Consider the following 24096-nt stretch of genomic DNA (forward strand, 5'->3'; position numbering starts at 1 on the left):
GCTTGCCTGAGGTATTTTAGAACCTCTGCGCGCGGGCGGCGGACACGATTGCCGCCGCCCGCGCGCCGAATCAACGGGAGTGCTCGTGAATCCGACCGAATCCGGCGACCTGCGCGACGAACCGCGCGGCGCGATCGAATTGTCCGTGCGCCGCACGCGCGGCGGTGTCGTCGAAACCGCACACGACTACGTGGGCCAGGAATGGCCCGTCGCGCTCGTCTTCAACGGCATCTCGCATGCGGTGATGATGTGTACGCCGTGCGACCTCGAAGCGTTCGCAGTCGGTTTCGCGATCTCGGAAGGGATCGTCGAGCGCGGCAGCGACATCAAGGACATCGAGGTGATCCTGCACGCCGACGCGCCGCTGCCGCATGCAGAAGTCCACCTGGAGGTCGTCCAGCAGGCGTTCGCCGCGCTGAAGGACCGGCGCCGCGCGCTCGCGGGGCGTACCGGCTGCGGCGTCTGCGGGATCGAAAGCATCGACCTGCTCGACCTCGCGCCCGAACGCGTGCCCGATACGGGCTTTCTCGCACGCCTCGCACCCGACGCGCTGACACGCGCGGCGCAGGCGCTGCCGGTTCACCAGGCACTCACGCGGCTCACGGGCGGCCTGCATGCGGCCGCGTGGTGCGACGCAACAGGCGCGATCCGGACGGCCTTCGAGGACGTCGGCCGCCATAACGCACTCGACAAGCTGATCGGCTCGCTCGTGCTGTCGCGCGCCGACGCGACCGACGGCTTCGTGTTCCTGTCGAGCCGCGCGAGCTACGAGCTCGTGCGCAAGGCCGCACGGGTCGGCATCCCGCTGGTGGCGACGATCTCCGCGCCGTCGTCGCTCGCGATCGAAATCGCGAAAGCGGCCGGCTTGCGGCTCGTCAGCTTCTGCCGCGAAACCGGCCACGTCGACTACGGCACGGCCTGATCGCGATCGCGGGCGCGCGCCGGCAGTCCGCTGCCGGCGTGCCCTGCTCCGTCAGACGGTCAGTCGAACTGACGGAAATCCGGCTTGCGCTTCTCGAAGAACGCCGTCATCGCCTCGCGCGCTTCCGGCGCGCGCAGCATCGTGGCGAAGTGGCCCGCTTCCTCGGCCATCCGCGCCTGCGTCGCCACGCCGCCCGTATCCTTCAGCAGCGCCTTCGTCACACGCAGCGATGCCGCCGGCAGCGCCGCGAGCTTTGCCGCCTGCTTCGCCGCGAACGCGTCGAGCTCGGCCGCCGGCAGCACGCGGTTGACGATGCCGATCCGGTGCGCTTCCAGCGCGTCGAACGCTTCGCCGAGCAGCAGCTTCTCCGCCGCGACCTGATGGCCGGCCAGACGCGGCAGCAGCACGCTCGACGCGGCTTCCGGGCACAGCCCGAGCTGCGTGAACGGCAGCGAGAACGTCGCGGTGTCGGCCGCGTAGACCAGATCGAAGTGCAGCAGCATCGTCACGCCGACGCCGATCGCCAGGCCCGGCACGGCGGCCACGATCGGCTTGCTCGCGCTGCTGATCCGCGCGAGAAACTGGAACACCGGAGCGGTGTCGTCCTTCGGCGGCGACTTCAGGAAATCCTCGAGATCGTTCCCTGAGGTGAAGTTGCCGTCGCCACCGCGCACCAGGATCACGCGAACCGCCTTGTCTTCCTGCGCTTCGGCGAGTGCGTCGGCCATCGTCTGGTACATCGCCGCCGTCAGCGCGTTCTTCTTCGCCGGGCGCGCGATCGTGATCGTCATCACGCCATCGGCGCGTTCCACTTGAATTTCGGCCACAACCGTCTCCTTTGACTTTCCTCTATCGGAATGAAAAAACGGTGCGCGAGCTCGTGGCCCGCGCACCGTCGTAGCTTGTCGTCGTGCTCCGCTTACAGGCGTTCGATGATGCCCGCGGCGCCCATGCCGGTGCCGACGCACATCGTGACCATCCCGTACTTCAGGTTGCGGCGGCGCAGGCCGTGCACGACGGTCGCCGCGCGGATCGCGCCGGTCGCGCCGAGCGGATGGCCGAGTGCGATCGCACCGCCCATCGGGTTGACCTTCGACGGGTCGAGGCCGAGATCGCGCATCACCGCCAGCGATTGCGCGGCGAACGCTTCGTTCAGCTCGATCCAGTCGAGATCGTCCTGCTTCAGGCCGGCGGCCTTCAGCGCGGCCGGAATCGCTTCCTTCGGACCGATGCCCATGATTTCCGGCGGCACGCCACGCACCGCGAAACTCACGAAGCGCGCGAGCGGCGTCAGGTTGAACTCCTTGAGCACCTTCTCCGACACGACGAGCAGCGCGCCCGCGCCGTCCGACGTCTGCGAGCTGTTGCCGGCCGTGACCGAGCCCTTGTTCGCGAACACCGTGCGCAGCTTCGCGAGACCTTCGATCGACGTATCCGCGCGCGGACCTTCGTCGAGCTTGATCTCACGCGTCTTCACGTCGACTTCACCGGTCGCGAGGTTCGGGAAACGCTCGGTGATCGTATACGCGGCGATCTCGTCGTTGAACTCGCCCGCCTGCTGGGCGGCAAGCGCCTTGCGGTGCGACTCGACCGAGAACGCGTCCTGGTCTTCGCGGCTCACCTTCCACTGTTCCGCGACACGCTCGGCGGTCAGGCCCATCCCGTACGCGATGCCGAAGTCTTCGTTGCGATCGAAGATGTGCGGCGACATCGACGGCTTGTTGCCCATCATCGGCACCATGCTCATCGATTCGCAGCCGCCCGCGAAGATCGCGTCCGATTCGCCGACGCGGATGCGGTCGGCCGCCATCGCCAGCGCCGTGATGCCCGACGCGCAGAAGCGGTTGACCGTCACGCCGCCGACCGTCTGCGGCAGGCCCGCGAGCAGCGCGCCCATGCGCGCGACGTTCAGACCCTGCTCGGCCTCCGGAATCGCGCAGCCGATGATCGCGTCTTCGATCAGCTTCGTATCGAAGCCGGGCACCTGCGCCACCGCCGACTTGAGCGCGTGGACCAGCAGCTCGTCCGGGCGCGTGTTCTTGAAGACACCGCGCGGGGCCTTGCCGATCGGCGTGCGGCTGGCGGCGACGATGTATGCGTCTTGCAATTGTTTGCTCATTTGAGACTCCTTGCCTTATCCGCTCGCTCAGTTACGCACCGGCTTGCCGGTCTGCAACATGCCCATGATCCGTTCCTGCGTCTTCTGCGTGCCGAGCAGCTCGACGAACGCACGGCGCTCCAGCGCGAGCAGCCACTGCTCGTCGACCAGGCTGCCGGCTTCGACGTCGCCGCCGCACACGGCTTCGGCGATGCGGCTCGCGATCAGGTAGTCGTGGTCGCTGATGAAGCGGCCGTCACGCATGTTGACGAGCGATGCCTTGATCGTCGCGATCGCCGAGCGGCCTGCGACCGGCACGTCCTTCGCGCGCAGCGGTGCACGGTAGCCGGTTGCGGCCAGCGCGCGCGCTTCCTTCTTCGCGGTGTCGAGCAGTTCGAACACGTTGAAGATGATCGTGTCGGACGGTTTCACGTAGCCCATCGCACGGGCATCGTGCGCGGACGCCGACACCTTCGCCATCGCCGCGTTCTCGAACGACTTCGTGACGAACTTCAGGATGTCGGTGGTCGCGTTCGCGGCCGTTGCGGCGTCCGCTGCACGCAGCGCCGCTTCCTTCAGGCCGCCGCCCGCCGGCACGAGGCCGACGCCCACTTCGACGAGACCGATGTAGCTCTCGACGTGCACGACACGCTTCGCGCTGTGCAGCATCAGCTCGCACCCGCCGCCGAGCGCGATGCCCGACACGGCTGCGACGACCGGCACGTTCGCGTACTTCACGCGCAGCATGCCTTCCTGGAACTTCTTCACGAACGGCTCGATGCCCTTCGCGCCGCCCATCATGAACGCGGGCATCGCCTCTTCGAGGTTCGCGCCGGCCGAGAACGGGCCGCCCGGCGTGCCGAGCTTCAGCGACGTCGGCTGCCAGATCACCACGCCCTTGTAGTCCTTCTCCGCGAGTTCGATGGCCTGCACGAGGCCGTCGATCACGCTCGGTCCGATCGTGTTCATCTTCGACTTGAACGACACGATCACGACATCGTCTTCACCCGCACGGTCATCGACCCACGCACGCACCGCATCGGTCTCGAACAACGTCTTGCCGTACGTCTTCGGATCGGCACCGGCTTCGCCGAGCAGCGGCGCGCGGAACACCTGCTTGTCGTAGACCGCGAGGTCCGAACGCGGCACGAAGCGCTTCGCCGCCGGCGCCCACGAGCCTTCGGCCGTGTGCACGCCGCCCTTTTCTGCAACCGCGCCTTCGAGCACCCACGACGGCAGCGGCACGTTCGCGAGCGCCTTGCCGGCCGCGATGTCTTCCTGCACCCACTCGGCGACCTGCTTCCAGCCGGCTGCCTGCCAGCCTTCGAACGGGCCTTCGTTCCAGCCGAAGCCCCAGCGGATCGCGAGGTCGACGTCGCGCGCATTGTCGGCGATCGATTCGAGATGCACGCCGATGTAGTGGAACACGTCGCGGAAGATCGACCACAGGAACTGCGCGTGCGGATGGTCCGTTTCACGCAGCAGCTTCAGGCGTTCCGCCGGCGGACGCTTCAGGATGCGACCGACGGTTTCGTCCGCCTTCGCGCCCGAATCCACGTAGGTGCCCGTCTTCGCGTCGAGCACCTTGATCGCCTTGCCTTCCTTCTTGTAGAAACCGCCGCCCGTCTTCTGGCCGAGCGCACCCTGCTTCACCAGTTCGGCGAGCACGGCAGGCGTCTGGTAGACCGGGAAGAACGGATCGTCGGCGAGGTTGTCCTGCATCGTCTTGATCACGTGCGCCATCGTGTCGAGGCCGACCACGTCCGCGGTGCGGAACGTCGCCGACTTCGCGCGGCCGAGGCGGCTGCCCGTCAGGTCGTCGACTTCGTCGAAGCGCAGGCCGAACTTCGCGGCCTCGGTGATCACCGCGAGGATCGAGAAGATGCCGACGCGGTTCGCGATGAAGTTCGGCGTATCCTTCGCGCGCACGACGCCCTTGCCGACGATGCTCGTCAGGAACGTCTCGAGCTGGTCGAGGATCTCCGGACGCGTATGCGCGGTCGGGATCAGCTCGACGAGGTGCATGTAGCGCGGCGGGTTGAAGAAGTGCACGCCGCAGAAGCGCGACTTCAGCTCGTCCGAGAAACCTTCGGACAGCTTCGTGATCGACAGGCCCGACGTGTTGGTCGCGAAGATCGCGTTCGGTGCGATGTGCGGTGCGACCTTCTTGTACAGGTCGTGCTTCCAGTCCATCCGCTCGGCGATCGCCTCGATCACGACGTCGCACTCGGCGAGTTTCGCGATGTCGTCTTCGTAGTTCGCTGCTTCGAGGTACTTTGCGTCGTCCTTCACGCCGAACGGTGCGGGCGACAGCTTCTTCAGGTTCTCGATCGCCTTCAGCGCGATCGCGTTTTTCGGGCCTTCCTTGGCCGGCAGGTCGAACAGCAGCACCGGCACGCGCGCGTTGATGAGGTGCGCGGCGATCTGCGCGCCCATCACGCCGGCGCCCAGCACGGCGACCTTGCGAATCAGGAAATTGCTCACGGGATGTCTCCGGATAGTGTCGTGCAGCGCGGAATGTGAGGGCTGCACGGCGAAGTGAGTACCAGGAACCGTTGCGCTCGGGCGGCGCGGCGCGCGGCGCGCCCCGCCCGGACTCGCGTCAGAACAGCGATTCGTCGACTTCCATCATCGTCTTCGAGCCGGCGCGCGCGGCGCGGATCGTCGACGCCGTCTCGGGCAGCAGGCGGGCGAAGTAGAAACGCGCCGTCGCGAGCTTCGACTTGTAGAACGGATCGCCCGACGCTTCCTTGTCGAGTGCGAGGCGCGCCATGCGCGCCCAGAAGTACGAGAACACCAGATGGCCGACGGTGCGCAGGTACGGCACGGCTGCGGCGCCGACTTCGTCCGGGTTCTGCATCGCCTTCATGCCGATTTCCATCGTCAGCTTCTGCACCTTGTCGCCGATGTCGGCGAGCGGGTTGATGAACTCGGCCATTTCCGGCTTCACGCCTTCGGCTTCCGCGAATTCCGTGACGAGCTTGCCGAACTTCTTCAGCTTCGCGCCCATGTCGCCGAGCACCTTGCGGCCCAGCAGGTCGAGCGACTGGATCGAGTTCGTGCCTTCGTAGATCATGTTGATCCGCGCGTCGCGCACGTACTGCTCCATGCCCCACTCGGAGATGAAGCCGTGGCCGCCGTAAATCTGCATCGCGTGGTTGGTCGACTCGAATGCGTTGTCGGTCAGGAACGCCTTGATGATCGGCGTCAGCAGCGCGACGAGGTCGGCCGCTTCCTTGCGCACCGCTTCGTCAGCGTGCGACAGTTCCTTGTCGATCTGCAGCGCGGACCAGTACGTGAATGCGCGCGCGCCTTCGGCGTAGGCCTTCTGCGTGAGCAGCATGCGGCGCACGTCCGGGTGCACGATGATCGGGTCGGCCGGCTTGTCCGGTGCCTTCGGGCCAGTCAGCGAACGCATCTGCAGGCGTTCCTTCGCGTACGTCAGCGAGTTCTGGTACGCGACTTCCGTGAGGCCGAGGCCTTGCATGCCGACGCCGAGGCGCGCGGCATTCATCATCACGAACATCGCGTTCAAGCCCTTGTTCGGCTCGCCGACCATCCAGCCCTTCGCGCCGTCGAGGTTCATCACGCACGTCGAGTTGCCGTGGATGCCCATCTTGTGCTCGATCGAGCCGCACTTGATACCGTTGCGCTCGCCCGGTTCGCCCGACGCGTCCGGAATGAACTTCGGCACGATGAACAGCGAGATCCCCTTCGTGCCCTGCGGCGCGTCCGGCAGGCGCGCGAGCACGAGGTGGATGATGTTCTTCGACATGTCGTGCTCGCCGCTCGAGATGAAGATCTTCGTGCCGCTGATCGAGTACGAGCCATCGCCGTTGGGTTCGGCCTTGGTGCGCAGGATGCCGAGGTCGGTGCCGCAGTGCGGCTCGGTCAGGCACATCGTGCCCGTCCATTCGCCCGACACGAGCTTCGGCAGGTATTGCTTCTGCAGTTCCGGCGCGCCGTGCGCGTGCAGGCACTCGTAGGCGCCGTGCGACAGGCCCGGATACATCGTCCATGCCTGGTTCGCCGAGTTCAGCATTTCGTAGAGCGCGTTGTTCACGAACGCGGGCAGGCCCTGGCCGCCGTAGTCCGGATCGCAGCCGAGCGCCGGCCAGCCGGCCTCGACGTACTGCTGGTAGGCTTCCTTGAAGCCGGTCGGGGTCTTCACGACGCCGTCGCCTTCATACGTGCAGCCTTCGCGATCGCCGACCTGGTTCAGCGGGAACAGTACCTCGGAGCAGAACTTGCCCGCTTCCTCGAGGACCTGGTTGATCGTGTCGGCGTCGAGGTCCGCATGCTTGGGCATTTGCTTGACTTCGGCTTCGACGTTCAGAAGCTCGTGCAACACGAATTGCATGTCGCGCAGCGGCGCGGCGTACTGTCCCATGACTCTCTCCAAAGGTGGGCAAAACGGCTCGAGCTCCTGGCGGGCGGATCACGCGCCGCTAACGGCTCTCGCTCTGATACGAAACAATCGTCTTTTCCAGCGCGGCCCACGTGAGGCGCACGGCGTCCGGCGAATGCAGGAAGCGTGCGTCGTGATGCAGGCCGAGCGTGAAGCTGTACAACTCGAAGAGCATCAGGTCCGGATCCGTATCCGCACGCAGATGGCCTTCTTCCTTCGCCTGCGAAATGGCACGCAGCATCGCGGCACGCCAGGCCGTCACGCTTGCGATCAACTGTTCGCGCACGGGGCTGTCAGGCCGGTCGTCGTACTCGACGGCACCGCTGATGTAGATGCATCCGGTCGTCACCTCCTGGATGCGCTTCTCCGTCCAGCGGGCCAGCATCGCCCGAAGGCGCGGCAAGCCTCGCGGCTCGCGCAGGCTCGGAAAGAACACCTCGTTTTCGAAACGATGGTGATACTCGCGGACGACCTCGACCTGCAGGTCTTCACGCGATCCGAAGTGCGCGAACACACCGCTCTTGCTCATCTGCATGCGCTCGGCCAGCAGGCCGATCGTCAGCCCCTCCAGCCCGTCACGGCTGGCGAGGTCCAAAGCAGCTTCAAGTATCGCGGCACGCGTCTGTTCGCCTTTTCGCATAGCTATTTCTGTAACCGTTCGGGGGTTCGAATAAAATCGAACGGCCGTACTATTATTGAGTGCGGCCGCTCGCGAAACAAGGAAATTATTAGAAACCGGTGTCTAACCGAGCCGCTATTTTGCGCGATTCCGGCGGGACCGGAGCGGCTTTTCCGCACGAACGTGCGGACAGATTTTTTGAAGCGAACGCTTAGTCTTCGTCAGTCGTAACCACCGACCGTCAGCGCCTTCATCACGAGGCGATACGCCGTATAGGCGAGCCAGTTCAGCATGCGCTCGATCCGCGGGCGCGCAGCGAACCGGGCGGGGTCGATTTCCCGGCCGTCGGCGAACGCGGCCGCGATCGCGTCACGCAGTTCGTTCGTGACAGCATCGTAGCGCACCAGCACGACATTCGCCTCATTGTTCAACATCAGGCTCAGCGCGTCCAGGTTCGACGAGCCGACCGTCGCCCAGTTGTCGTCGATCACCGCCACCTTGCCGTGCAGCATCGTCTTGTCGTATTCGGCCACACGCACGCCCGCGCGCAGCAGCGCGTGATAGAGGAACGGCACGGCCGTATCGAGGGCCGCGAATTCCTTGCGGCCAATCAGGATCCGCACGTCGACGCCGCGTCGCGCGGCGCCCGTCAGCGCACGGCGCAGCTTGCGCCCCGGCATGAAGTACGGATTGGCGAGCAGGATCCGCTGGCGCGCCTGGCCGATCGCCGCGAGATACGCCTTCTCGATCGCGCGGCGGTTCACGACGTTGTCGCGCGCGACGAACGCGACGCTCGGCTCCGTCACGACCCGCAGCGCGCCGGCCTTGACCCACCGGTGGCTGCGCATCCAGCGCCGGAACATGTCGGGAAATGCTTCGCCGCCATGCAGCCCGGCCGCGTATTGCGCATACGGCTTGTGGCCGAACATGATCCGGTGCCACTGCAGTTCGAACGCGGCACGCACGTCGGACACTGCCGGCCCCGCCATCTCGACGGCGAAATCCCAGCGCGGAAACGGCAGCGTGGCGCCGCCCTGCGCATAGTCGTCGATGATGTTGATGCCGCCGCAGAACGCGACAGCATGATCGATCACCGCGAGCTTGCGATGCGTGCGCGAAAAGCCGAAGCGACCGAACAGGAAACGGTTGTAGATGCAGTGCTCGACGCCGGCCGCCACCCACGTATCGAACAACGGCAGGCGCGCCGTGCCGATGCCGTCGGTGATCACGCGCACACGCACGCCGCGCTGCGCCGCGCGGATCAGCGCGTCCGACACCGGCCGTCCGGCCGCGTCGTCGCAGAAGATGTAGGTTTCGAGCATCACCTGCTCGCGGGCGGCATCAATCCGCTCGATCAGCGCCCGGAAGAACTCGCCGCCGCCTTCGCACAACCGCACGGTATTGCCCGACGTGAAGGCGAGCCGCGACGCGGAACCACGTTCCTGCAGGAACATCTGCCGCAATTGCGCGAAGCGCTTGCGGGCTTCCGCCGTCATGCGGACGAGCCGTGCGGCGCGCGCGACAGTGCCACGCGCGCGGGCAGTTGCAGGATCGCCTCGGCGTTCGACGGCGAGAAGCAGCGCGCGGCCGCCTCGCGGAACGGCAGCCACGCATGATCGACATGCTCGCGCGGCGACAGCGTCACGTCGACGCGATGCGGCACGCATAGGCCGAACCAGTGCTCGACATTGCGCGTGACACCCGGCGCATAGCGGTGCAGGTATTGCGGATAGATCGTGTATTCGATCTTGTGGCGCCAGTCGACGAGCGCACTGGCCGGCACTTCCGGCGTGCCGACTGCGATGCCGGTCTCTTCGACCACTTCGCGCGCGGCGGTGAGCGCGAGCGGCTCGTCGAGCGCGTCCTTCGAGCCGGTCACCGATTGCCAGAAATCAGGCTGGTCGGCACGCTTGATCACGAGCACATCGAGGTCGGGCGTGTAGATCACGACGAGAACGGATTCGGGGATTTTCGGCGGCTTCGTCATCTTTGTTTCATGCAGCACAGGACCGCGCGCAGGGCAAATGCTCCGAACGTGCGGCAAGTGCTGCGACTGTACCGCAAAAAACGAAAAAGGCGCATCGCTGCGCCTTTTTCATGTGCATCGTGTGCGCGCGAACGCACACACGACCGGGTACGAAGCGCGTTACGCCTTCGGCTGTTCCGGCTGACGCAGACGGATGTGCAGTTCGCGCAGCTGACGCTCGTCGACCGGGCTCGGCGCCTGCGTGAGCAGATCCTGCGCACGCTGCGTCTTCGGGAACGCGATCACGTCGCGGATCGAATCGGCGCCGGCCATCATCGTGACGATGCGGTCGAGACCGAATGCGATACCGCCGTGCGGCGGCGCGCCGTACTGCAGCGCGTCCAGCAGGAAGCCGAACTTCAGTTGCGCTTCTTCCGCACCGATCTTCAGCGCGCGGAACACCTTGCTCTGCACTTCCTCGCGGTGGATACGCACCGAGCCGCCGCCGATTTCCCAGCCGTTCAGCACCATGTCGTAGGCCTTCGCGAGGCAACGGCCCGGATCCGTCTCGAGGTACTCGAGGTGCTCGTCCTTCGGGCTCGTGAACGGGTGGTGAGCCGCGACATAGCGTGCATCTTCGTCGTCGTATTCGAACATCGGGAAGTCGACGACCCACAGCGGCTTCCAGCCGGCCTGGACGAGGCCGTTCGCCTTGCCGAATTCCGAATGGCCGATCTTCAGGCGCAGCGCGCCGAGGCTGTCGTTGACGACCTTCGCGCGGTCGGCCGCGAAGAAGATGATGTCGCCGTCTTCCGCGCCGGTGCGCTCGAGGATCGCCGCGATCGATGCGTCGTGCAGGTTCTTGACGATCGGGCTCTGCAGGCCGTCACGGCCCTTCGCCTTCTCGTTGACCTTGATCCATGCGAGGCCCTTCGCGCCGTAGATGCGCACGAATTCGGTGTAGCCGTCGATGTCGCCACGCGACAGCTCGCCGCCCTTCGGCACGCGCAGTGCCGCGACACGGCCGTCCTTCGCGTTGGCCGGCGTGCTGAACACCTTGAAATCGACGTCCTTCATCGCGTCGGTCAGCTCGGTGAATTCGAGCTGCACGCGCAGGTCCGGCTTGTCCGAACCGAAACGCGCCATCGCTTCCGAGTACGGCATCACCGGGAATTTTGCGTCGAGCTCGACGTCGATCGTCGTCTTGAAGATGTGACGGATCATGTCTTCGAACAGGTCACGGATTTCCTGCTCGCCGAGGAACGACGTTTCGCAGTCGATCTGCGTGAACTCCGGCTGACGGTCGGCACGGAGGTCTTCGTCGCGGAAGCACTTGGTGATCTGGTAGTAACGGTCGAAGTTCGCGACCATCAGCAGCTGCTTGAACAGCTGCGGCGATTGCGGCAGCGCGAAGAACTGGCCTGCGTTCACGCGCGACGGCACGAGGTAGTCGCGCGCACCTTCCGGCGTGCTCTTCGTCAGCATCGGCGTTTCGATGTCGATGAAGCCCTGCTCGTCGAGGTACTTGCGCGCTTCGATCGCGACGCGGTAGCGCAGGCGCAGGTTGTGCTGCATTTGCGGACGGCGCAGGTCGAGCACACGGTGCGTGAGGCGCGTCGTTTCCGACAGGTTGTCGTCGTCGAGCTGGAACGGCGGCGTGACCGACGCGTTCAGCACGTTCAGTTCGTGGCACAGCACTTCGATCTTGCCGCTCTTCAGGCCGGCGTTGACCGTGCCTTCCGGACGGTTGCGCACGAGGCCCTTGATCTGCACGCAGAACTCGTTGCGCACGCCTTCGGCGGTCGCGAACATTTCCGCACGATCCGGGTCGCACACCACCTGCACGAGGCCTTCACGATCGCGCAGGTCGATGAAGATCACACCGCCGTGATCGCGGCGGCGCTGCACCCAGCCGCACAGCGACACGGTTTGGCCCAGCAGGTGTTCGGTCACGAGACCGCAGTATTCAGTACGCATCGACATGATGTTTGCTTTCGTTCGGTTTGATCAACGGGCGCCGCAACGCGCGGCCCGGGCGATGATTCTTTACTTACAGCGGCGGCTCGACGGGGCGGCGTGCAGGCGCCGGAGCCGGCGCCGGGGGCGCCACCACGCCCATCGAGACGATGTACTTGAGCGCGGCATCGACCGACATGTCGAGTTCGATGACTTCGCTCTTCGGCAGCATCAGGAAGAAGCCCGACGTCGGGTTCGGTGTCGTCGGGATATAGACGCTCACGTATTCTTCCGTCAGATGATTGAGCACGTCGCCACCCGGCGTGCCGGTCAGAAACGCGATCGTATACGAGCCGCGACGCGGGTATTCGATCAGCAGCGCCTTGCGGAACGCGTTGCCGCTGCTCGACAGCAGCGTGTCCGACACCTGCTTGACGCTCGTGTAGATCGGCCCGACGACCGGGATGTGACGCACCACGGCGTTCCACCACGTGACGAGCTTCTGGCCGATGAAGTTCTGCGTGGCCAGCCCGACGACGAAGATGAACGCAAGCGTCAGCACCGCGCCGATCCCCGGCAGATGGAAGCCGAGCATCCGCTCGGGCTGCCACGATTCGGGCAGCAGGAGCAGTGTCTGGTCCATCGTGCCGATGATGAGGCCGAGCACCCACAGCGTGATCGCGAGCGGGACGAGAACCAGCAAGCCGGTCAGGAACACCGTTTTCAGGGTCGTCTTTTTCATCATCTGCCGTCAATGAACCGCGCCGGCGGCGCGGGTTGGTCGCAGCCCGGCCGGGCCGCGACGGTCAACTGCTGGCGGCGGGCGCTGCAGCCGGGGCGGGCGCGGCGCTCGTCGTCGTGCTTTCGGAACTGCTCGATGCAGCCGGCGCGGCCGCAGCGGGCGCGGCTTCCGTTGCGCCAGCCGGGGCTGCGTCGCCCGATGCCGTCGCCGGCGCGCTGGTGCCGCCCGAACCGCCGCGGAAATCGGTGACATACCAACCCGAACCCTTCAGCTGGAAGCCCGCAGCAGTAACCTGCTTGCGAAAGGCATCCTTCCCGCATTCCGGGCACTGCGACAGCGGCGCGTCGCTCATCTTCTGGAGCACGTCCTTCGCGAAACCACACGCTTCGCATCGATAGGCGTAGATCGGCATGATATTTTTCCCGCGGAAACTGGAAACGGCTTGCAAAACCTTGAATTATAGCCGAAACCCTGCCGCACTCCGGCAACGGCCGCGACACCCGCGCATCAGCGGCGGCGCCACGTGAGCCAGCGCTCGTTCCCTTCGAACACGGGCAGCGAATCGTTCACGGGCAAATCCTCGATCAGCTCGAAGTGCGGCGTGAGCAGCGCATCGAGTTCGGCACGCTCGATTCCGAACGGCGGGCCCTTCGGTTTCGCCATCAGGAAGAAATAGCCGGCCAGCAATCCGTCAGCAGGCAGCAGCTCGGCCATGCGCGCCGCATAGCCGGCACGCATGGCCGGCGGCAGCGCGCACAGGAACGCACGCTCGTACACCCACTGCACGTCGAACGGCGGCCGGTACGCAAAGAAATCGGCCTGTTCGACGACTTCCGCGTGCGCGCCAAGCTGCGCCTTCGCGGCAGCCACCGCCTGCGCGGCGAAATCGATCGCACGCACGGGCCAGCCCGCTTCGGCCAGCCACCCGGCCTCCTGCGCACTGCCGCAACCCGGAATCAGCACCGCGCACGGCTCGAGCCGATGCGCGAACACGCTGAAACCCTCGGGCACGCCACCGAATTCCCACGGCGTCACGCCACGCTCGAAACGCTCGTCCCAGAACGATGCGTTGCCGGGATCGCGCGTCGTGAAATCGGCGGCTGACGGTATGGCGGGTTGCTTCGGATCGGCCATCGCCCTGCTCCTCTCGGTCATGTGCCGTACGCGAGCGCCAGCATCACACGTGCGACGAGCGCCCCGACGCCGACGGCGAGGCCGAAGATCAGCAGCGCCTGCAGCAGCCGGTTCGTCCGCTTCTGCTCGACGAGGACCTGGCGCATCAGGTCTTCGCTCGCGGCCCGCGGCGCGTCATGGCGCGCGGCCATCGCGTGATGAATCAGGCGCGGCAGTTGCGGCAGCGTCTTGCTCCACTGCGGCGCCTCGACCTTGAAGCGCTCGTACCAGCCGCGCAGGCCGATCTGCTCGGTCATCCAGCGCTCGAGGTACGGTTTCGCTGTCTTCCACAGGTCGAGCTCGGGGTCGAGCGAGCGGCCGAGGCCCTCGACGTTCAGCATCGTCTTTTGCAGCAGCACCAGTTGCGGCTGGATCTCGACGTTGAAGCGGCGCGACGTCGAGAACAGGCGCATCAGCACCTGACCGAGCGAGATGTCCTTCAGCGCACGGTCGAAATACGGCTCGCACACCGCGCGGATCGCGCTTTCGAGTTCCTCGACGCGCGTTTCGGGCGGCACCCAGCCCGATTCGAGGTGGAGCGTCGCCACGCGGTGGTAGTCGCGCTTGAAGAACGCGAGGAAGTTCTGCGCGAGGTAGTTCTTGTCGAAATCGGACAACGCGCCGACGATCCCGAAATCGAGCGCGACGTAGCGGCCGAACGTGTTCGGATCGAGGCTCACCTGGATGTTGCCCGGATGCATGTCCGCGTGGAAGAAGCCGTCGCGGAACACCTGCGTGAAGAAGATCTCGACGCCTTCGCGCGCGAGCTTCTTGATGTCGACGCCGGCCGAACGCAGCGTCTCGACCTGGCTGATCGGCACGCCGGTCATGCGCTCCATCACGAGCACCTGCGACGTCGAGAAATCCCAGAACATCTCGGGCACGAGCAGCAGGTCGAGGCCCGCGAAGTTGCGGCGCAGCTGGCTGCCGTTGGCGGCCTCGCGCATCAGGTCGAGCTCGTCGTGCAGGTACTTGTCGAATTCGGCGACGACCTCGCGCGGCTTCAGGCGCCGGCCATCGGCCCACATGCGCTCGGTCCAGATCGCGATGTCGCGCATCAACGCGAGGTCGGAGTCGATCACGGACAGCATGTTCGGGCGCAGCACCTTGACGGCGACGGCCTTGCCCGCATGCTGGCCCTGCTTGAGCTTCGCGAAATGCACCTGTGCGATCGACGCGCTCGCGACCGGCTCGCGCTCGAATTCGTCGAACAGCTCGTCGACCGGCGCACCGAGCGACTTCTCGATGATCCCGATCGCGACCGCCGAATCGAACGGCGGCACCTGGTCCTGCAGCTTCGCGAGTTCGTTCGCGAAATCGACCGACAGCAGATCGCGGCGCGTCGACAGCACCTGGCCGAACTTCACGAAGATCGGGCCGAGGCTTTCGAGCGCGTGACGCAGCCGCACGGCAGGCGGATCGGAATAGCGGCGGCCGATCGTCGTGATTCGCAACAGCAGCTTCACGCGCCGGTCGTCGATCCGGGACAACATCACTTCGTCGAGACCAAAGCGGATGACGGTGTAGACAATCTTGATGAAACGGAAAATGCGCATGCCCTGCGGCCCCTCAGTGCGCGCCGCGCGGGTCGGAACCCGTGCGCGCGCCGATTTTTTGTTCGAGTCGCTCGACCCGCTTTTCGACCCGTGCGAGCGCATCGCGTGCGCGCGCCAGTTCGGCGTCGAAGCCGCCGAGCGACGCGCGCCGGACGACTTGCGGGTTCTCGTCGAGCCAGTATTCGGCGACGGAATCGAGCACGTTGCGGCCGGTGCGTCGCGCGCGCGCACCGGCGTCGCGCACGACCGTCGCGATCCGGTATGCCGCCACGTCGCCGACCAGCTTCGCGAGATCTTCTTCAGGTTCCCAGCGCAGGTGCTCGGCCAGCTTCGCGATCTGCGTCGCGAATTCCGCATCGCCCTCGATCTTCACGTGCTTCATCACGGCCGCCTGGCCGCCCTGCAGAAACGCGGCGACCGTGTCGCCCGCAAGCGCGATCGACACGTCGACCTGTTGCGCGTCGTGCGCGTCGACGGCCGACAGATAGCCGTCAGGCTGCACCAGCAGCGTGAGCGTCACGGGGGGCACGTCGATCCGGGCAGTCTTGCCCGAATAGGGAATCAGGCGGTCGCGCGCCCACGATTCTCGGGCGAGCAGGTGATTGACAGCAGCAGCAAAAGGCTTGGCGGCAAAGGTCATCGGGCTGGGAAAGAAAAAACCCGCGCAGGCCGGGCGCCCACGCGGGTTTCTATTGTAACGTCGGATCGTCGGCAGACCGTGCCTGACCGCACACCCGGGCGGCAAGCGGTCGCAGTGCGGCGGCCGTTGCCCGGGTGCCGGCGGCGCGGGCCGCCGGTCACGCTCAGTGCGTGTTGATCTGCTGGATGCCCGCGAGCAGCCAGCCCTGACTGCCCGACTTCGACAGGTTCCACACCTCGTCGAACGGCGCGGCCGACGCATTCGCCGATTCGCGGATCAGACCGTGGAAGCGCACGCTCGCCGATTGCTCGATGCCGCGATCCTCGATCGCGACCAGTTCCGCGTCGAGCTGCACGACATCGGTCTGGTTCGACTCGTTGCCGCGCGAATCGAGGTCGATCTTGATCTCGGCGAACATTTCCGGCGTCGTGAACTCGCGGATGTCGGCCAGGTTGCCCTGGTCCCACGCGGCTTGCAGGCGCACGAAATAGACCTTCGAGCTGCGCAGGAACGCTTCGGTGTCGAAGCCGGCCGGCACCTGGAGCGGTGCTGCCGCAGCAGCCGCTGCCGCGCCGGTGGCCGCGGCACCGCCGCCGAACACGCCTTGCGCTTCGTTCGCGTAGCTGCTGCCGCTACCCGCATAGTTGCTGCCGGTGCCGCCCTGCTGGAACGACGGGCTTTGCGAGTAGCCGCCCGACGACGACGCCGAGCCGCCGACCGAGTAGGCCGGCTCCTGCGGACGACGGCGGTTCAAGAACTTGCGGATCAGCCAGATGCCGACCGCCGCGAGCAGCGCGATCACGATGACGTTCGCCATCATGCTCGCGAATGCGCCGCCCAGGCCGAAGTGCGACAGCAGCGCCGCGATGCCGAGACCGGCCGCGAGGCCGGCGATCGGCCCGAGCCAGCGCGAGCGGTTGGGCTGCGCGGCCGGCGCGGGTGCGGCCGGATTCGCACGCTGCGCCTGCGACGGCGCGGCCTGCTGCATCGGCTGCTGCGCGGGCGGCGTGGCCTGGCGCTGCGTGACGGTGGAGTTCTGGCGGCCGATGCTGCGCCCGCCGCCCATGCGCTTGGCTTCGGCGTCGAGCGATGCGAACGTGCCGGCCGTGAGCAGGCCGACCATCAGCAGCGTGCCGACCCGTCGAGCCCACGGCTTCGACGGCTTGCTACGGTTGAACAACGAACGCGATTCGAACATCAGTTTCTCCGGATGTAAGACAAATGTATGGAAAGAGCCCCTTAGTACTTGGCTCCCATGTGTAAAGCTACCACGCCACCTGACAAATTGTAATATTTGACGGCATCGAGGCCCGCTTGTTCCATCATCGTCTTCAGCGTGTCCTGATCGGGGTGCATCCGGATCGATTCGGCAAGATACCGATAACTTTCAGCATCTTTCGCGAACTTGTCGCCAAGCCACGGTAATACTTTGAAAGAATACAAATCGTACGCTTTTTTCAGCGGATCCCAGACTTTCGAGAATTCCAGCACCATCACGCGGCCGCCGGGCTTCGTCACGCGGCGCATCTCGGCCAGCGCGGCATCCTTGTGCGTCATGTTGCGCAGCCCGAACGCGACCGTGACCACATCGAAGTAGTTGTCCGGAAAGGGAATTTTCTCCGCGTCGCACAGCAGCGACGGCGTCACGATGCCCTTGTCGAGCAGCCGGTCGCGGCCGACGCGCAGCATCGATTCGTTGATGTCCGTGTGCCAGACCTCGCCCGTCGGCCCGGCCGCCTTCGCGAACGACCGGGTCAGGTCGCCGGTGCCGGCCGCAAGGTCGAGCACCTTGAAGCCGGGGCGCACGTTCGCCTGCGCGATCGTGAACGCCTTCCACGCACGGTGCATGCCCGCCGACATCAGGTCGTTCATCAGATCGTAGTTGCTCGCGACCGAATGGAACACCCCCGCCACTTTCTTCGCTTTTTCGTTTTCCTCGACGCTTTCGAAGCCGAAGTGGGTTTTGCTCATCGCGTTGATCCTCAGTAAATGGCAAGACGGCGCCGAGCGGGCGCCGTCGAATTTCAGTGGCAGTGGCCGTGCGACGCGGAGGCCGCCTGCATCGGGGCGTCGCGCTCGACGCCCGCCGCCTTCAGTTTGTCGAAATAGTCGCGCCACAGCGCGTCCTGCTGCGTCGCCAGCTCGTACAGGAAATCCCACGAGTAGATGCCGGTCGAATGGCCGTCGGAGAACGTCGGCTGCAGCGCGTAGTTGCCGACGCCCTCGAGCGCGGTGATCGTCACTTCGCGCTTGCCCGTCTGCAGCGTCTCCTGGCCGGGCCCGTGGCCGCGCACCTCGGCCGACGGCGAATACACGCGCATCAGCTCGAACGGAATCCGGAAACTGTCGCCGTTCGGGTACTGCAATTCGAGCACGCGCGATACCGCGTGCACGACGACGCCGGACGGAATCGGCGTCGTGGAAGTCAAACCGCTCATGGCTGCCTCGAATCGGTCATGCGTTGAATTTCCTCGCGCACCGCATTGTGCAGCAGCGAGGCCTGCGCCGCGCGCGAGCGCAACAGCGCCTCGGACACGCTGCGCTGGCGCGGCGCCCATACGGGCTGCGGGAAGTGTGCGTCGTTGGAAAAGCGCGGGATCACGTGCCAGTGCACGTGCGGCACCATATTGCCGAGGCTCGCGAGATTCACCTTGTTCGGCTGCATCACGCGGCGCACGGCCCGCTCGACCGCGTAAACCACGCGCATCAAATGGGCCCGCTCAGGTTCGCCGAGATCGGAGAATTCGGCCACGTGCGCACCCCAGATCACCCGGCAGAAGCCCGGGTACTCGTGCTCGCCCGTCGCGAGGACGACACGCACCGCATCGTCCTGCCAGAGCACTTCGCCGCCGTCTTCACGGCAAAACACGCATTCCATCGTCGCTCCCATGTGGACGGGCGCCGGCATGCTGCACCGGCGCCCGCTCGTTCCTGGCCCGGTCGGGCGGTCGTCATGCACGCATTAGACCAGCACGCGCTCGATCCCGCCATTGTTCGCACGTGCGACATAATCGGCCATCCAGTTCTCGCCGAGCACCTGGCGCGCAATTTCGACCACGATGTAGTCGGCTTCGAGGTTCGCGTCCTCGCTGTAGCGCGACAGACCCTGCAGGCATGACGGGCAGCTCGTCAGGATCTTCACGTCCGGGCCGTTCGCGGCCGCGGCGGCCGGCGCGGGCGCGTTGCCGGCCACGACGGGGATGCTGCGCAGCTTCGCGGCACCCTTGCGGATCTCTTCTTCCTTGCGGAAGCGGACCTGCGTCGACACGTCCGGGCGCGTGACCGCGAGCGTGCCCGATTCGCCGCAGCAGCGCTCGTTCTTCTCGATCTTGTAGCCGTCTTTTTCCGAGCCCATCAGCTCGTTGACGAGCTTCACCGGGTCCATCGTCTTGATCGGCGTGTGGCACGGGTCGTGATACATGTAGCGCGTGCCCGTCACGCCATCGAGCTTCATCCCCTTCTCGAGCAGGAACTCATGGATGTCGATGATCCGGCAGCCCGGGAAGATCTTGTCGAATTCGTAGCCGGCGAGCTGGTCGTAGCAGGTGCCGCACGACACCACGACCGTCTTGATGTCGAGGTAGTTCAGCGTGTTAGCGACCCGGTGGAACAGCACGCGGTTGTCGGTGACGATCTTCTCGGCCTTGTCGTACTGGCCCGAGCCGCGCTGCGGATAGCCGCAGCACAGGTAGCCCGGCGGCAGCACCGTCTGCACGCCGGCTTCCCACAGCATCGCCTGCGTGGCCAGTCCGACCTGCGAGAACAGGCGCTCGGAGCCGCAGCCCGGGAAGTAGAACACCGCCTCCGAATCGACGGTGGTCGACTTCGGATTGCGGATGATCGGCACGATCTTGTTGTCCTCGATGTCGAGCAGCGCGCGCGCCGTCTTCTTCGGCAGGTTGCCCGGCATCTTCTTGTTGACGAAGTGGATCACCTGCTCGACCACGGGCGGCTTGCCGACCGTTGCGGGCGGATGCTGCGTCTGCTTCGTCACGACCTTCTTCAGCATGTCGTTCGCGAAGCGCTGCACCTTGTAGCCGGCGCCCATCATCACGCTGCGCGCGACGTTGATCGTCTGCGGGTTGGTCGCGTTCAGGAAGAACATGCCGGCCGCATTGCCGGCGTTGAACTTCTTCTTGCCCATCTTGCGCAGCAGGTTGCGCATGTTCATCGTGACGTCGCCGAAGTCGATCTTCACCGGGCACGGCGTCGCGCATTTGTGGCACACCGTGCAGTGGTCGGCCACGTCGTTGAACTCGTCCCAGTGCTTGATCGACACGCCGCGGCGCGTCTGTTCCTCGTACAGGAACGCCTCGACCAGCAGCGACGTCGCGAGGATCTTGTTGCGCGGGCTGTACAGCAGGTTCGCGCGCGGCACGTGCGTCGCGCACACCGGCTTGCACTTGCCGCAGCGCAGGCAGTCCTTCACCGAATCGGCGATCGCGCCGATGTCGGACTGCTTCATGATCAGCGACTCGTACCCCATCAGCCCGAAGCTCGGTGTATACGCGTTGCGCAGATCGGCGCCTTCGAGCAGCTTGCCCTTGTTGAAGCGGCCGTTCGGGTCGACACGCTGCTTGTACGCGCGGAATTCGGCGATCTCGTCGTCGGTCAGGAACTCGAGCTTCGTGATGCCGATGCCGTGCTCGCCGGAAATCACGCCGTCGAGCGAACGCGCGAGCGTCATGATGCGTGCAACCGCCGCGTGGGCGTCCTGCAGCATCTCGTAGTTGTCGGAGTTGACCGGCAGGTTGGTGTGGACGTTGCCGTCGCCCGCGTGCATGTGCAGCGCGACGAACACGCGGCCGCGCAGCACCTGCTTGTGGATCGCCTGCGCCTCGTCGAGGATCTGCTTGAACGCGCCGCCGTTGAAGATCGCGCGCAGCTCCGCGCGGATCTCCTGCTTCCACGAGATGCGGACCGTGCGGTCCTGCGTGATGTGGAACACGGTCGCGCCCGGCTGCTCGTCCGCGCGATCGGCGAACTTCTCGGCAAGCGCCTCGTAGCCGAGCTGCACGAGGTAGTGCTGCGCCTCGCGCAGCGGCTGGTCGAGCCGGTCGCGCACGAATTCCCAGCGCGCACGCACGCGCTTGAGCAGCTCCAGCGCCTGCTGGACCCGGTCTTCGAGCAGTTCGGCGCTCGGGATCTCGTTCGCGTCGTCGGTCTTGCCGAGCGGCAGGTTGCCGGCACGGAAAAACGCTTCCAGCGCGTCGACGAGCTGCAGCTTGTTCTTCAGCGACAGCTCGATGTTGATCCGCTCGATGCCGTCGGTGTACTCGCCCATCCGGTTCAGCGGGATCACGACGTCTTCGTTGATCTTGAACGCGTTCGTGTGCTTCGCGATCGCGGCCGTGCGGCTGCGGTCGAGCCAGAAGCGCTTGCGCGCCTCCGCGCTGACCGCGACGAAGCCTTCGCCGCTCTTGCCGTTCGCCATCCGGATCACTTCGGACGTGGCGTGCGCGACCGCATCGGCATCGTCGCCGACGATGTCGCCGATCAATACCATCTTGGGGAATGCATTGCGCTTGCTCTTGGTCGCGTAGCCGACCGCGCGCAGGTAGCGCTCGTCGAGGTGCTCGAGGCCCGCGAGGATCGCGCCGCCCTGCTTCGACGTTTCGAACAGGTAATCCTTGATCTCGACGATGCTCGGGATCGCCTCGCGCGCCTGGCCGAAGAATTCGAGGCAGACGGTGCGCGTGTGCGCGGGCATCTTGTGCAGCACCCAGCGCGCGGACGTGATGAGCCCGTCGCAGCCTTCCTTCTGCACGCCAGGCAGACCGGCGAGGAACTTGTCGGTCACGTCCTTGCCGAGCCCTTCCTTGCGGAACCGGCGGCCTTCGATCTCGAGCATCTCGCTCTTCAGCAGCTTCTCGCCCGGCGCGTAGGCGCCGTCGAACCACTTCAGCTCGAAACGCGCGACCGCGATGTCGTGGATCTTGCCCTGGTTGTGCTCGTGGCGCGTGACTTCGAGCCAGTTGCCGTCCGGGTCGACCATCCGCCACCAGGCCAGGTTGTCGAGCGCGGTGCCCCACAGCACGGCCTTCTTGCCGCCCGCGTTCATCGCGACGTTGCCGCCGATGCACGATGCGTCGAGCGAGGTCGGATCGACCGCGAACACATAGCCGGCCGCTTCGGCCGCCTCCGTCACGCGGCGCGTGACGACGCCCGCGCCGGAGAAGATCGTCGGCACCTTGTGCGCGACGCCCGGCAGTTCGGTCAGCTCGACCGCGCCGAGTTGCTCGAGCTTTTCGGTGTTGATGACGGCGGAGAACGGCGTGAGCGGCACCGCGCCGCCCGTGTAGCCGGTGCCGCCGCCGCGCGGGATCACGGTCAGGCCGAGCTCGAAGCAGGCCTTGATGAGGCCGGCGATCTCGGCTTCGCTATCGGGGGTCAGCACGACGAACGGGTATTCGACGCGCCAGTCGGTCGCGTCGGTCACGTGCGACACGCGCGACAGCCCGTCGAAACGGATGTTGTCCTTCTGCGTGCAGCGGCCAAGCGCCTTGGTCGCGCGGCGGCGCAGGTCGGCCATCTTCTCGAATTCGTCGGCGAACTCGTTGACCGCGCGCTGCGCGGCGGTTTCGAGCATCTCGACGCGCGAGGCACGCTCGCGGCCCGCGTCGTCGCGGTGCTCGGTGAGATCCGCGCTGCGGCGCTTGCCGATTTCGGTCAGGCGGTGGTTCAGCGCCTCGATCAGCAGCGCGCGGCGCTTCGGGTTGTCGAGCAGGTCGTCCTGCAGGTACGGGTTGCGGCGCACGACCCAGATGTCGCCGAGCACCTCATACAGCATCCGTGCCGAGCGGCCCGTACGGCGCTCGGCGCGCAGTTCGTCGAGCACCGACCACGCCTCTTCGCCGAGCAGGCGGATCACGATCTCGCGGTCCGAGAAGGACGTGTAGTTGTAGGGAATCTCGCGCAAGCGGGGCGCGGGGTCGGCGGCGACGGCGGCGGCCGCGCCATGCGGATCGAAAACTTGTGGTGCGTTCATGTTCGGACGACTCGGAGGGCCGATACACCGTGCACGGGCGTCGGCAAGCGCGTGGGCGCAATCTTGGGGAAATCTGTTCTGTTACCAGGCGCGCGGCTGTCCTTCATGGGGCCGGAGCGGGCGACTCGCCCCTCCTGGCCGGCGACAGGGCCTGGCGGCACTCGGAACGATCAGCACGATCGCGCGCGGCGCGCATGCCGTTCGGCCGCGGGGCTGGCTGCGCGCGGCGTCGGCTTCAACGGTGCGATCCGAGGGTGCCTCTGCATCTTCCGATCCTTGATTCAAAACGGAATTCTAACCCATGATCGGGCCACGCGTGACACGTCGGACAGGTCGTGGGGCTATCCCCGCGAGCCGCGCCAGGCCTGGCTCGGCGGGATTTCGCTCGATCATTCGCCGTCCGTCCGGTCGGTAACCGCGCGGTTAAGCCGGTAAAAAAGGCAGCACGAGCGCGCCGACGCCCCGCCCGTACGGCCCCGCGAGCACGCGCTCGGCATGCCGCTTGCGTGCAGGCAGACCCTTGGCGCTATCATTGATCCTTTACCGTCTGCTTCCGCACTGCACGCGAGCGCCCATGGCATCCCACGATTACCTGAAGAAAATCCTCACCGCGCGCGTCTACGACGTCGCGATCGAGACGGAACTCGAATCCGCCCGCAACCTGTCGGCCCGGCTGCGCAACGCCGTTTACCTGAAGCGCGAGGACAACCAGCCGGTGTTCTCATTCAAGCTGCGCGGCGCGTACAACAAGATGGCGCACATTCCGGCGGAAGCGCTCGCGCGCGGCGTGATTACGGCGTCGGCCGGCAATCACGCGCAGGGTGTCGCGTTCTCGGCGGCGCGGATGGGCGTCAAGGCCGTGATCGTCGTGCCGGTCACGACGCCGCAGGTGAAGGTCGATGCGGTGCGTGCGCACGGCGGCCCGAGCGTCGAGGTGATCCAGGCCGGCGAGTCGTACAGCGACGCGTATGCACACGCGGTCAAGGTGCAGGAAGAGCGCGGTCTCACGTTCGTCCATCCGTTCGACG

General features: G+C 66.0%; 20 protein-coding genes. 2 read left to right on the plus strand and 18 right to left on the minus strand.

Annotation, left to right across the window (positions count from 1 at the left end; all coding sequences use genetic code 11):
* The first annotated feature begins 85 nt into the window (after nucleotides 1-85).
* The gene (gene fdhD / locus C5O79_RS33365) at nucleotides 86-922 is read left to right on the plus strand and encodes a formate dehydrogenase accessory sulfurtransferase FdhD (protein ID WP_046546240.1); all 837 of its coding nucleotides are present in this window, start codon (nucleotides 86-88) and stop codon (nucleotides 920-922) included.
* Between the two features lie 59 nt (nucleotides 923-981).
* On the opposite strand, the gene C5O79_RS33370 is transcribed toward fdhD, so the two are convergent.
* The 18 genes from C5O79_RS33370 to C5O79_RS33455 all read right to left on the minus strand — a co-directional run bounded on the left by C5O79_RS33370 (nucleotide 982) and on the right by C5O79_RS33455 (nucleotide 23068).
* Entirely contained in the window at nucleotides 982-1749 is a 768-nt protein-coding gene (locus tag C5O79_RS33370; RefSeq protein ID WP_046544449.1) for an enoyl-CoA hydratase, read from the minus strand.
* A gap of 92 nt (nucleotides 1750-1841) precedes the next feature.
* Nucleotides 1842-3041, minus strand: a complete 1200-nt coding sequence (locus C5O79_RS33375; RefSeq protein WP_039360089.1) for an acetyl-CoA C-acyltransferase — start codon at nucleotides 3039-3041, stop codon at nucleotides 1842-1844.
* A gap of 27 nt (nucleotides 3042-3068) precedes the next feature.
* Nucleotides 3069-5504, minus strand: a complete 2436-nt coding sequence (locus C5O79_RS33380; protein WP_046544448.1) for a 3-hydroxyacyl-CoA dehydrogenase/enoyl-CoA hydratase family protein — start codon at nucleotides 5502-5504, stop codon at nucleotides 3069-3071.
* Between the two features lie 118 nt (nucleotides 5505-5622).
* Nucleotides 5623-7410, minus strand: coding sequence for an acyl-CoA dehydrogenase C-terminal domain-containing protein (locus tag C5O79_RS33385; protein ID WP_021158420.1), 1788 nt, complete (start codon nucleotides 7408-7410; stop codon nucleotides 5623-5625).
* Nucleotides 7411-7468: 58 nt separating this feature from the next.
* Nucleotides 7469-8068 (minus strand): TetR/AcrR family transcriptional regulator, encoded by a 600-nt coding sequence (locus C5O79_RS33390; protein WP_006751498.1) that lies wholly within the window; start codon nucleotides 8066-8068, stop codon nucleotides 7469-7471.
* Between the two features lie 200 nt (nucleotides 8069-8268).
* Nucleotides 8269-9543 (minus strand): cardiolipin synthase ClsB, encoded by a 1275-nt coding sequence (gene clsB, locus C5O79_RS33395; protein ID WP_047852205.1) that lies wholly within the window; start codon nucleotides 9541-9543, stop codon nucleotides 8269-8271.
* Nucleotides 9540-10034: a dihydroneopterin triphosphate diphosphatase gene (gene nudB, locus C5O79_RS33400; protein ID WP_046544446.1), complete on the minus strand. Its 495-nt coding sequence runs from the start codon at nucleotides 10032-10034 to the stop codon at nucleotides 9540-9542. Before nudB ends, clsB begins: the two co-directional genes overlap by 4 nt.
* Nucleotides 10035-10193: 159 nt before the next feature.
* Entirely contained in the window at nucleotides 10194-11996 is a 1803-nt protein-coding gene (aspS, locus tag C5O79_RS33405; protein WP_006477843.1) for an aspartate--tRNA ligase, read from the minus strand.
* A gap of 67 nt (nucleotides 11997-12063) precedes the next feature.
* A complete protein-coding gene (locus C5O79_RS33410) occupies nucleotides 12064-12714 on the minus strand; it encodes a DUF502 domain-containing protein (RefSeq protein WP_046544445.1) in 651 nt (216 codons plus the stop codon).
* 61 nt (nucleotides 12715-12775) lie between these two features.
* A complete protein-coding gene (locus tag C5O79_RS33415) occupies nucleotides 12776-13123 on the minus strand; it encodes an FmdB family zinc ribbon protein (RefSeq protein ID WP_039360103.1) in 348 nt (115 codons plus the stop codon).
* Nucleotides 13124-13218: 95 nt separating this feature from the next.
* Complete coding sequence (locus C5O79_RS33420) at nucleotides 13219-13845, minus strand: SAM-dependent methyltransferase (protein ID WP_122474323.1); 627 nt, start codon at nucleotides 13843-13845, stop codon at nucleotides 13219-13221.
* Nucleotides 13846-13862: 17 nt separating this feature from the next.
* Nucleotides 13863-15440 (minus strand): ubiquinone biosynthesis regulatory protein kinase UbiB, encoded by a 1578-nt coding sequence (ubiB, locus tag C5O79_RS33425; RefSeq protein ID WP_046544443.1) that lies wholly within the window; start codon nucleotides 15438-15440, stop codon nucleotides 13863-13865.
* Between the two features lie 13 nt (nucleotides 15441-15453).
* The gene (locus tag C5O79_RS33430) at nucleotides 15454-16080 is read right to left on the minus strand and encodes an SCP2 sterol-binding domain-containing protein (RefSeq protein WP_122474324.1); all 627 of its coding nucleotides are present in this window, start codon (nucleotides 16078-16080) and stop codon (nucleotides 15454-15456) included.
* Between the two features lie 163 nt (nucleotides 16081-16243).
* Entirely contained in the window at nucleotides 16244-17278 is a 1035-nt protein-coding gene (locus C5O79_RS33435; protein ID WP_046544441.1) for a TIM44-like domain-containing protein, read from the minus strand.
* Between the two features lie 41 nt (nucleotides 17279-17319).
* Nucleotides 17320-18051 (minus strand): bifunctional demethylmenaquinone methyltransferase/2-methoxy-6-polyprenyl-1,4-benzoquinol methylase UbiE, encoded by a 732-nt coding sequence (gene ubiE, locus C5O79_RS33440; protein WP_039360112.1) that lies wholly within the window; start codon nucleotides 18049-18051, stop codon nucleotides 17320-17322.
* 53 nt (nucleotides 18052-18104) lie between these two features.
* Nucleotides 18105-18518, minus strand: coding sequence for a DUF971 domain-containing protein (locus C5O79_RS33445; protein ID WP_039360113.1), 414 nt, complete (start codon nucleotides 18516-18518; stop codon nucleotides 18105-18107).
* Nucleotides 18515-18958: an HIT family protein gene (locus C5O79_RS33450; protein ID WP_046546239.1), complete on the minus strand. Its 444-nt coding sequence runs from the start codon at nucleotides 18956-18958 to the stop codon at nucleotides 18515-18517. The genes C5O79_RS33445 and C5O79_RS33450 overlap by 4 nt, the downstream gene beginning before the upstream one ends.
* A gap of 84 nt (nucleotides 18959-19042) precedes the next feature.
* Entirely contained in the window at nucleotides 19043-23068 is a 4026-nt protein-coding gene (locus C5O79_RS33455; RefSeq protein WP_122474325.1) for a DUF3683 domain-containing protein, read from the minus strand.
* A gap of 574 nt (nucleotides 23069-23642) precedes the next feature.
* On the opposite strand from C5O79_RS33455, the gene C5O79_RS33465 reads away from it, so the two are divergent.
* Nucleotides 23643-24096, plus strand: a 454-nt coding sequence (locus C5O79_RS33465; protein WP_131932107.1) for a pyridoxal-phosphate dependent enzyme, incomplete at its 3' end; no start/stop codon positions are given.

This window comes from Burkholderia sp. SRS-25, assembly GCF_004343765.1.
Classification (GTDB): domain Bacteria; phylum Pseudomonadota; class Gammaproteobacteria; order Burkholderiales; family Burkholderiaceae; genus Burkholderia; species Burkholderia contaminans.

Bases quoted from the DNA above. Each gene is read 5' to 3' on its own strand.
- C5O79_RS33420 (WP_122474323.1), bottom strand. From the start codon at position 13,845: ATGGCCGATCCGAAGCAACCCGCCATACCGTCAGCCGCCGATTTCACG.
- C5O79_RS33445 (WP_039360113.1), bottom strand. From the start codon at position 18,518: ATGAGCGGTTTGACTTCCACGACGCCGATTCCGTCCGGCGTCGTCGTG.
- C5O79_RS33455 (WP_122474325.1), bottom strand. From the start codon at position 23,068: ATGAACGCACCACAAGTTTTCGATCCGCATGGCGCGGCCGCCGCCGTC.
- clsB (WP_047852205.1), bottom strand. From the start codon at position 9,543: ATGACGGCGGAAGCCCGCAAGCGCTTCGCGCAATTGCGGCAGATGTTC.
- C5O79_RS33385 (WP_021158420.1), bottom strand. From the start codon at position 7,410: ATGGGACAGTACGCCGCGCCGCTGCGCGACATGCAATTCGTGTTGCAC.
- ubiB (WP_046544443.1), bottom strand. From the start codon at position 15,440: ATGCGCATTTTCCGTTTCATCAAGATTGTCTACACCGTCATCCGCTTT.
- C5O79_RS33375 (WP_039360089.1), bottom strand. From the start codon at position 3,041: ATGAGCAAACAATTGCAAGACGCATACATCGTCGCCGCCAGCCGCACG.
- C5O79_RS33435 (WP_046544441.1), bottom strand. From the start codon at position 17,278: ATGTTCGAATCGCGTTCGTTGTTCAACCGTAGCAAGCCGTCGAAGCCG.
- C5O79_RS33410 (WP_046544445.1), bottom strand. From the start codon at position 12,714: ATGATGAAAAAGACGACCCTGAAAACGGTGTTCCTGACCGGCTTGCTG.
- C5O79_RS33430 (WP_122474324.1), bottom strand. From the start codon at position 16,080: ATGACCTTTGCCGCCAAGCCTTTTGCTGCTGCTGTCAATCACCTGCTC.
- ubiE (WP_039360112.1), bottom strand. From the start codon at position 18,051: ATGAGCAAAACCCACTTCGGCTTCGAAAGCGTCGAGGAAAACGAAAAA.
- C5O79_RS33415 (WP_039360103.1), bottom strand. From the start codon at position 13,123: ATGCCGATCTACGCCTATCGATGCGAAGCGTGTGGTTTCGCGAAGGAC.
- C5O79_RS33450 (WP_046546239.1), bottom strand. From the start codon at position 18,958: ATGGAATGCGTGTTTTGCCGTGAAGACGGCGGCGAAGTGCTCTGGCAG.
- nudB (WP_046544446.1), bottom strand. From the start codon at position 10,034: ATGACGAAGCCGCCGAAAATCCCCGAATCCGTTCTCGTCGTGATCTAC.
- aspS (WP_006477843.1), bottom strand. From the start codon at position 11,996: ATGTCGATGCGTACTGAATACTGCGGTCTCGTGACCGAACACCTGCTG.
- C5O79_RS33390 (WP_006751498.1), bottom strand. From the start codon at position 8,068: ATGCGAAAAGGCGAACAGACGCGTGCCGCGATACTTGAAGCTGCTTTG.